This is a genomic window from Dietzia sp. HMSC21D01, from assembly GCF_001815995.1.
Lineage (GTDB): Bacteria > Actinomycetota > Actinomycetes > Mycobacteriales > Mycobacteriaceae > Dietzia > Dietzia cinnamea.
Window position 1 is genome coordinate 1 of record NZ_KV823879.1, and the last position, 8,634, is coordinate 8,634.

Below are 8,634 nucleotides of genomic sequence, written 5' to 3' on the forward strand. Positions count from 1 at the left end.
GGCACTGCGCGCAGCCGCCCGCGCCACCGGCGGCACCGACGGCGGCACCGACGGCACGGGAGCCGCGGACGACGCCCTCTCCGGCGCCCGCCTCGAGCAGGAGGACCTCCTCGGCGCCATCAGCGTGATCCGGCCGCTCTCCCGCTCGGGGACGGAGGAGCTGAGCCTGGGCTCGATCACGCTCGACGACGTCGGTGACATGGAGGAGGTGCGCCAGGCGCTCACCGAGACGGTGCTGTGGCCGCTGCAGCACCGCGAGTCCTTCGAGCGCCTGGGCGTGCAGCCACCGCGGGGTGTCCTGCTGTACGGCCCGCCCGGCTGCGGCAAGACGTTCGTGGTCCGTGCACTCGCGGCGAGTGGGCGACTGACCGTGCACATGGTCAAGGGCGCCGAGCTCATGGACAAGTGGGTCGGGTCGTCGGAGAAGGCTGTCCGCGACCTGTTCCGCAAGGCCCGCGACTCGGCGCCGTCCCTGGTGTTCCTCGACGAGATCGACGCCCTCGCCCCACGTCGCGGCCAGACCGGCGACTCCGGGGTGGGCGACCGCGTCGTTGCCGCGCTGCTCACCGAGCTCGACGGCGCCGAACCGCTGGGCGACGTCGTCATCCTCGGCGCCACCAACCGGCCCGAGCTCATCGATCCCGCGTTTCTCCGCCCCGGGCGGCTCGAGCGACTGGTGTTCGTCCCGCCGCCGGACGCGGAGGCCCGCGCCGACATCCTGCGCGCCGCCGGCCGTGACGTCCCGCTGGCCGACGACGTCGACCTGGACGAGCTCGCCGCCGACCTCGACGGCTACTCCGCCGCCGACTGCGCGGCCCTGCTGCGTGAATCGGCGTTGACCGCGATGCGCCGGGACATCGACGCGGCCGAGGTCACCGCCGACGACGTGGCCCGCGCGCGCCTCGCCGTGCGGCCGTCGCTCGACCCCGACCAGGTCGAGAACCTGCGGCTCTACGCGGAGCGACGCGCCGACTGAGCCGGCCCGGGAGCTCGAGGCGTCGACCACACGGGCTTGCCGGGTCCGCGGACGGCAGCCTATGGTGGGGATCATGCGGAAGATTCTCGTAGTAACCGGACGTAACGGGGCCTGACAGACCGGCACCCCCGTTGCGTGGTTGCTCTTTCTCCGTCGGTCATCGTCACCGACGTCGAGAAGCGAGAACACCATGAACGCCGCCACGCACCACCTCCCCACCGGCATCAACGGCCGCACCCCCCACGGCAGCATCGCCCGCGACACCGACTCCCGCGGTGCCACCGCCACTCCCTGCCCCTTCGCCGAACGCTTCGGGCGGCGCATGCCCCGCGGATTCGCCGAGGAGGCGGCCGGGATGGACTGGCGGGCCCTCGTCGACACCTACGCCCCCTCGTCCGACCACTTCCACCTGGCCGATTTCTCGCGGCGCCCGCTCGGTCGTGGGATCACCGCCTACGAGGCGATCCTGGCCACCCGCACCGCCGACGACGCGCCCGGAGACTTCCGCGCTCACCGTCTCACCACCGAGTCCTGTGGCGACCTCACGGCGATGTCGGAGATGCTGAGCCGGGTCGGCGCGCCCGCCGAGATCGAGCGGTTCCACCAGTACGAGGGGCGCGGGTTCGACGAGGCGACGTCGTCGTGGTGCACCATCCTGCGAGCGACGAGCGGCAGGCGCGAGACGTGGGCACTCGGCTTCGGCCAGACCGCGGCGGAGGCGTCCATCTCCGCGCTGCTCAGCGCAGCGACCCGTCTTCACCTGCGGTGAAAGCGGCTCGAAACGCTGTTCTGTAAAGTAAGCGCAGTAACCACGCCCCGGTCGACACCGGTCGCCCGCCCCCTCCCGGCGGGTCCATCCGCATGTCGTCGTCCGATCGACGCAAGGGAAGGAGCCGCCGGTGATCGTGATCCTCGCGGCCCATGCCGTGGCCGCCCTGATCGCGCTCCCACTGGTGCTGAGGCTCGGACGCCGCGCTTTCCCGCTGCTGGCGCTCGTCCCCGCCGGCGGCGCGGTATGGGTGGCCGCCAATCTCGACCGTGTGCCCACGGAGACCCTCCAGTGGGCGCCCGGCATCCACCTGACGCTGGACCTGCGGATGGACGCGCTGTCCGCACTGATGTCCCTCATCGCACTGGGCGTCGGCGCGCTCGTCCTGTTCTACTGCACCTGGTACTTCGACGACACCGAGCCCCGCCTGCACCTGTTCGCGGCCGAGATGGTCGCGTTCGCCGGAGTCATGTTCGGCCTGGTCGTGGCCGACAACATGGTGCTGCTCTACACCTTCTGGGAGATCACCTCCGTCCTGAGCTTCCTGCTCGTCGGCCACTACGCGGAGCGGGCGACATCCCGCCGCGCCGCCACACAAGCCCTGCTCGTCACCACACTCGGCGGCCTGGCGATGCTGGTCGGCATGATCATCCTGGCCCAGGAGGCCGGGACCTACCTGCTCAGCGAGATCGTCGCCTCTCCGCCGTCCGGCTCTCTCGTCCACTGGGCCCTCGGCCTGGTGATCGTCGGCGCGACGAGTAAATCCGCCATCGCCCCCCTGCATTTCTGGCTCCCCGGAGCCATGTCCGCACCCACGCCGGTGAGCGCCTACCTGCACTCCGCGGCGATGGTCAAGGCCGGGGTCTTCCTCGTCGCCGCCTTCAGCCCGGGCCTGTCCGGATCGTCGACGTGGCAGCTGCCGCTCATCGTTCTCGGCCTGGTGTCCCTGCTCATGGCCGGCTGGCGCGCCCTGCGGGAAACCGACCTCAAGCTGGTGCTCGCCTTCGGAACCGTGTCCCAGCTGGGGTTCCTGCTGGTCCTGGTCGGCATCGGATCGCGCGACACGATGCTCGCCGGACTCACGATGCTGCTGGCGCACTCGCTGTTCAAGTCCGCGCTGTTCATGGCCGTCGGCGTCATCGACAAGACCACCGGCACCCGGGAGATCCGCGAACTGTCCGGTCTGGGCCGCAAGAGTCCCGCTCTCGCCGTCTTCTTCACCCTCGCCGCCGCGTCGATGGCCGGTCTGCCGCCCTTCCTCGGATTCGTCGGTAAGGAATCCGCGTTCGCCACCACGCTGACCGAGGAGCGGCTCCACGGCATGCCGGCGCTCGTCGTCACCGCCGGGCTGGTCGTCGGCTCGGTCCTCACCTTCTCCTACACCGCCCGCCTCGTCATGGGCGCGTTCCGCTCCAAGCCGTTCTTCCCGGACGGGATCAGCCCCGCGGTCGCCGAGTCGAAGCCGGTCACCCCGCTCTTCCTCTCCGTGCCCGCGCTCCTCTCCGTCGCCGGCCTCGTGCTCGGTGTGTGGTCGGCGCCCGTCGAGGCGCTGCTCACCCGGTTCGTCGACGTCGCGTTCCCGCCGGGCAGCCCGTGGGCGGGCGAGGAGGCCTACCACCTCGGGCTGTGGCACGGGTTCGGTGTCCCGCTCGCGCTCACCGCGGTCGTATACGTCCTCGGCACCATGCTCTACGTCGCGCAGCGGACCGTGGAGCGGATGCAGTTCGAGTCGCCCGCCCTGGGTAACGCGGACCGCATCTACGACGCCGTCCTGCGCTTCTTCGACATCTTGTCGCTGCGCCTGACCGCCAGCATCCAGCGCGGCTCCCTCCCGCTCACCCTGGGCATCATCCTGTTCACGCTCGTGGTGTTCCCCTTCGTGTCCCTGCTGGTCGGCACCCGCGAGGGCCTGCGGATGGAACTGTCCGCTAATCCGGTCGTGCTGTTCGTCATGATCCCCATGACCGTCGCCGCGGTGGCCGCCACCGTCCTGCGCAACCGCCTCGCCGCCGTCGTCAGCATGTCCGTGACCGGCTACGGCGTCGCCGTGATCTTCGCCTTCCACGGTGCTCCCGACCTCGCGCTCACCCAGGTGCTGGTCGAGACGCTGATGATGGTCACGTTCGTGCTGGTCCTGCGCACGATGCCCGCCGAGGTGCCCCTGTCCGACGGCTTCCGCCGCCTGCGCGCCTGGCTCGGCATCGGCGTGGGACTCCTCGTCGTCATCGTCGGCGCGTACGCCATCAACGCCCGCCAGGACCCAGCCGTGTCCACGGTCTTCCCGGACATCGCCTACCGGATCGGCAACGGCGCCAACGCCGTCAACGTCACCCTCGTCGACATCCGCGCCTGGGACACCCTCGGCGAGATCACCGTGCTGCTGGTCGCCGCGACCGGTGTGGCCAGCCTCGTCTTCCGCAATCGTCGCTACGGCTCCGGGCCACGCATCGCTGACGCCGACAAGACCCGCTCCGGACGGCGCGGGATGGAGGCGGCCCGGATCGTCATCGAGGCACCGGGGGCTTCGCCCGGCCGGTGGCTGGTCGGCGCGACCGTGCGCGACCCCCGCGCCCGCTCGCTCGTCCTCGAGGTCACCACCCGTCTCATCTTCCCCACGATGATGATCCTGAGCCTGTTCTTCTTCTTCGCCGGCCACAACAACCCCGGCGGCGGTTTCGCCGGGGGGCTGGTCGCGGGTCTCGCGCTCGTTCTGCGCTACCTCGCGGGTGGCCGTTACGAACTCGGCGAGGCCGTCCCGATCGATGCCGGACGGATCCTCGGCGCCGGCCTCCTGCTGGCCGCCGGTACCGCCGCCGCCTCGATGGCCCTCGGTGCGCCGCCGCTGTCCAGCGCCACCTTCGAGTGGACGCTGCCCGTGTTCGGTGAGGTCAAGCTCGTCACCGCGCTGTTCTTCGACGCGGGCGTGTACCTCATCGTCGTCGGCCTGGTCCTCGACATCCTCCGCAGCCTGGGAGCGCGGCTCGACCTCGACGCCGAGGACCTCGAGGAGCTCAGGGCCGTCTACGTCGACGCCACCGACTCGCCCTCCACCGCCGCCCTGCGCCGCGTCCCCGGCGTCGACAGCGAAGCTCCACGGTCCGACCTGGCCGCGCGCCGCGCCGCGCGTCTCGAGGCCGCCGAGAACCAGGGCACCACACCCCAGGGGATGCCATGACCGCCGACTTCGCACTCCTACTCATGGCCGGTGTCCTCAGCGCCACCGGTGTCTACCTGCTTCTCGAGCGCGCGATCATCAAGATCCTGCTCGGCATCATGATCCTGTCCAACGGCGTCAACCTGCTCATCCTCGCGGCCGGTGGAGCCCCGGGGAACCCGCCCATCCGCGGCCGGTCATGGGGCGACAACACCGTCGACTCGGATCCGTTGTCCCAGGCGATGATCCTCACCGCGATCGTCATCACCGCCGGCGTGGGTGCGTTCATCCTGGCCCTGGCCTACCGCTCCTATCAGTTCACCACTGTGGACGAGGTCGCGGACGACGCCGAGGACACCAAGATCGCCCAACGCTCCCCCACCGACGCCTGGTCCGCTCCGGACCGCGACGCCTCGGACGACCAGACCACGGGCCAGCCCACCGAACTCGGCGACCACGTGGATTACGACGACGAGGACCTCGAGGAAGCCGAGGCCGAAGCCGAAGCCCGGGCGGAGGCCCGCGCAGAGGCCAGGGCGAAAGCCGAGGCCGAGGCGCGGGAGGTCGACAGACGAGAGCGGCGGTACAAGAAGGCCGGTAAGGAGGAGGAACTGTGATCTCTCCCGACCTCTTCGGGTACCTCATCCCCTCCGTCGTCCTCCTGCCGCTGCTCGCGGCCGCGCTGTGCCTGGTGGTCTCCCGCCGGCCGCGGGTCCAGAACATCATCACCATCACGACCCTGTCCGCTCTGCTCGTCATCTCCGGGCTCCTGCTGGTGCTCACGGACTCGCACGGCATGCACACGGTGCAGGTGGGCGGGTGGGACGCCCCGGTCGGCATCACCCTGGTCGCCGACCGGCTCAGCGCCCTGATGCTGTGTGTGGCCGCCATCGTGCTGCTGACGGTCATCATCTATGCCGTCGGGCAGGGTGTCCGCGACGGCGACGGCGACCAGCCCACCTCGATCTTCCTGCCCACCTACCTCGCGCTGGCGGCGGGACTCAACGCCGCCTTCATCGCGGGCGACCTGTTCAACCTGTTCGTCGGGTTCGAGATGCTCCTGGCCGCGTCCTACGTCCTGCTCACGCTCGGGGCCAGCCAGGAACGCGTCCGCGCGGGGGTGTCGTACACCGTCGTGTCGATGGTCTCGTCCATGGTCTTCCTGCTGGGGATCGCGCTGACGTACTCGGCCGTCGGCACGCTCAACCTGGCTCAGCTGGCCACGCGGATGGCGGAGGTGCCGGAAGGCCTGCGCAACACGATCTTCGCAGTGTTCCTCGTGGCGTTCGGTATCAAGGCCGCGGTCTTCCCGCTCTCCACCTGGCTGCCCGACTCCTACCCGACCGCTCCCGCCCCGGTCACCGCCGTGTTCGCCGGCCTGCTCACTAAAGTCGGCGTGTACGCGATCATCCGCTTCCACACCCTCGTGTTCCCCGGGGGCGGGATGGACGGGGTACTGCTCGTCGCCGGTCTTCTCACGATGGTCGTGGGCATCCTCGGCGCGATCGCCCAGTCCGACATCAAGCGAATACTGTCGTTCACGCTGGTGAGTCACATCGGCTACATGATCTTCGGCATCGCGCTGTCCAGCGAAGCCGGGCTCAGCGCGGCGATCTACTACGTCGGGCACCACATCATCGTCCAGACGACCCTCTTCCTCGTGGTCGGTCTGATCGAACGCCAGGCGGGGTCGTCGTCCCTGCGTCGGCTCGGATCCCTCGGCGTCGCCAGTCCCGTCCTCGCGGTCACGTTCCTCGTCCCCGCGCTCAACCTCGGAGGCATCCCCCCGTTCTCCGGGTTCATCGGCAAGCTCGCGGTCGTCCAGGCCGGCGCGGAGAAGGGCGGAGCCCTGCTGTGGGTGCTCATCGCGGGCGCCATGGTCACCAGCCTGCTGACGCTCTACGTGGTCGCGCGCGTGTGGTCCAAGGCCTTCTGGCGGCCGCGGGCCGACGCCCCGGAGGGTGCCCTCGCGCTGGCCCGGCCGCTGTCCCTCCTCCCCTCCGACGAGTACGTCGAGTTCGACGAGCGCGAGGAGGTCGGCAAGATGCCCTGGAGCATGCTCGCCCCGACGTGGGCGCTCATCGTGGTCTCGCTGCTCATGACGATCTTCGCCGGACCGCTGCTCCGGGTGGCAGACGGCGCCGCCGCCACCCTGCGCGAGCGCGCCGAGTACCTCTACACGGTCCCCACCGACACCTCACCCGACCGGTACGTCGACTCCGTGACGGGGGTGCGCTGACATGGGACGCAAGCCTTCTCCCGACCTGCGGGTGCTCGGCGCCCGCGTCTTCATGACGTTGTGGCTCACCTTCGCCTGGGTACTGCTGTGGGGCAGCTTCGACATCGGCACCGTCGTCTCCGGACTGCTCGTGGCGATCCTGGTGATGGTGGTCCTGCCCCTGCCGCGGGTGCCGGTCGAGGGTCTGCTCCGGCCGCTGTCCACGGTCTGGCTCGTGCTGGTCGTGGCGTTCTACCTGATCCGGTCGTCGCTGATCGTCTCCTGGCAGTCGATCCGGCCGAAGGCGCCACCCCGGTCCGCGGTGCTGCGCGCGCCGATGCGACTGAAGTCAGACTTCAACCTCGCCCTGGCGGTGAACACCCTCAACCTGCTGCCCGGCGGCATCGTGGTCCGAGTCGACCCGGTGGCCCGCTACGTCTACGTGCACGTCCTGGACGCCGGTACCGACGAGGCCGTGGAGCGGTTCCGCCGCCAGACCGCACACGTGGAGAAGCTCTACCTCCGCGCCTTCGAGCGAGACGAGGACTGGAGGCCGAGCCCCGGGCACTACTCGGCCCCCGCCGACAGGGCCCCGAGCGCCGCGAGCACCGTGGCGCCCGCGGAGCCGGTGGATCCCGCCGGCGACACGGACCCGGCAGATCCCGACGCCGACCGGGCCGCCGGCCCCGACAACCCCGCAGGCCCCGACGGCGACGAGAAGAAGCCGTTCGATCCCACGACGGAAGAGGAGGGACCCTGGTGAGCGTCGCACTCGTCCTCTGGATCCTGGCGATCATCGCGCTGACTGCCGCGCTGTTCGTGACGATGATCCGTCTGGTCGGCGGACCCAACACCCTCGACCGGCTCATCTCCCTCGACATGATGGTCGCCGTCGCTCAAGGGGGCATCGCCGTCTACATCGCGTGGACGAAGGACACCACCCCCGCAGCGGCGCTCGTCGCGCTGGCACTGGTCGCGTTCCTGGGTTCGGTGTCCGTGGCCCGGTTCCGCGTCAGCGACAACATCGGCACCCCCGAGGAGGCCATTTCATGAGCGACGACCTCATCGAGATCATCGCCGCGCTGTTCGTTCTCGCCGGCGCGCTACTGACCTTGTGCAGCGCGATCGGCCTCGTGCGGTTCCGCGACACCCTCAGCCGAATGCACCCGGCGGCCAAACCTCAGGTGCTCGGGCTGGTCCTCGTCCTCATCGGCGCGGGGATCCGGGTTTTCCCGGACATCGACCTCGGCATGCTCGTCCTCACCGCGATCGTGGCCGTGTGCGCCGCACCCGTGATCGCCAACCGGGTGGGCAATCTCGCCTACCGCGAGAGTGTGGAGGACGGGACGATCACCCACGAGGCGCCCGTGCTGGAGAAGTACACCGGCCCCCGTCTCGACGGCCGCGGACCCCTCTGAGCCGCACCGCGGGCCGCAGAGCCGGGGCTTGAGCGCCGGGCCTGGCGCCGCCTGCGGCCACACACGACGCGAGCCCCGCACCCGTCTGCTCGGGTGCGG

At 70.3% G+C, this 8,634-nt stretch carries 8 protein-coding genes; all 8 read left to right on the forward strand.

What is annotated here, in order from left to right; all coding sequences use genetic code 11:
• Window positions 1–976, forward strand: a 976-nt coding sequence (locus HMPREF3086_RS07210) for an ATP-binding protein (RefSeq protein ID WP_246830932.1), incomplete at its 5' end; no start/stop codon positions are given.
• Between the two features lie 190 nt (window positions 977–1,166).
• Entirely contained in the window at window positions 1,167–1,745 is a 579-nt protein-coding gene (locus HMPREF3086_RS07215; protein ID WP_061227944.1) for a hypothetical protein, read from the forward strand.
• A 130-nt stretch (window positions 1,746–1,875) separates the two neighbouring features.
• Window positions 1,876–4,920, forward strand: a complete 3,045-nt coding sequence (locus tag HMPREF3086_RS07220) for a Na+/H+ antiporter subunit A (RefSeq protein WP_070721042.1) — start codon at window positions 1,876–1,878, stop codon at window positions 4,918–4,920.
• Window positions 4,917–5,516, forward strand: coding sequence for a Na(+)/H(+) antiporter subunit C (locus HMPREF3086_RS07225; RefSeq protein WP_061227942.1), 600 nt, complete (start codon window positions 4,917–4,919; stop codon window positions 5,514–5,516). The genes HMPREF3086_RS07220 and HMPREF3086_RS07225 overlap by 4 nt, the downstream gene beginning before the upstream one ends.
• Window positions 5,513–7,138, forward strand: coding sequence for a Na+/H+ antiporter subunit D (locus HMPREF3086_RS07230; RefSeq protein ID WP_061227941.1), 1,626 nt, complete (start codon window positions 5,513–5,515; stop codon window positions 7,136–7,138). Before HMPREF3086_RS07225 ends, HMPREF3086_RS07230 begins: the two co-directional genes overlap by 4 nt.
• 1 nt (window position 7,139) lies before the next feature.
• The gene (locus HMPREF3086_RS07235; protein ID WP_061227940.1) at window positions 7,140–7,880 is read left to right on the forward strand and encodes a Na+/H+ antiporter subunit E; all 741 of its coding nucleotides are present in this window, start codon (window positions 7,140–7,142) and stop codon (window positions 7,878–7,880) included.
• Entirely contained in the window at window positions 7,877–8,170 is a 294-nt protein-coding gene (locus HMPREF3086_RS07240) for a monovalent cation/H+ antiporter complex subunit F (protein ID WP_061227939.1), read from the forward strand. Before HMPREF3086_RS07235 ends, HMPREF3086_RS07240 begins: the two co-directional genes overlap by 4 nt.
• Complete coding sequence (locus tag HMPREF3086_RS07245; RefSeq protein ID WP_061227938.1) at window positions 8,167–8,535, forward strand: cation:proton antiporter; 369 nt, start codon at window positions 8,167–8,169, stop codon at window positions 8,533–8,535. Before HMPREF3086_RS07240 ends, HMPREF3086_RS07245 begins: the two co-directional genes overlap by 4 nt.
• Window positions 8,536–8,634 lie beyond the last annotated feature (99 nt).

What these genes read in the sequence shown, in the direction of transcription:
- HMPREF3086_RS07225 (WP_061227942.1), top strand. Translation starts at nt 4,917, where the DNA reads ATGACCGCCGACTTCGCACTCCTACTCATGGCCGGTGTCCTCAGCGCC.
- HMPREF3086_RS07215 (WP_061227944.1), top strand. Translation starts at nt 1,167, where the DNA reads ATGAACGCCGCCACGCACCACCTCCCCACCGGCATCAACGGCCGCACC.
- HMPREF3086_RS07235 (WP_061227940.1), top strand. Translation starts at nt 7,140, where the DNA reads ATGGGACGCAAGCCTTCTCCCGACCTGCGGGTGCTCGGCGCCCGCGTC.
- HMPREF3086_RS07245 (WP_061227938.1), top strand. Translation starts at nt 8,167, where the DNA reads ATGAGCGACGACCTCATCGAGATCATCGCCGCGCTGTTCGTTCTCGCC.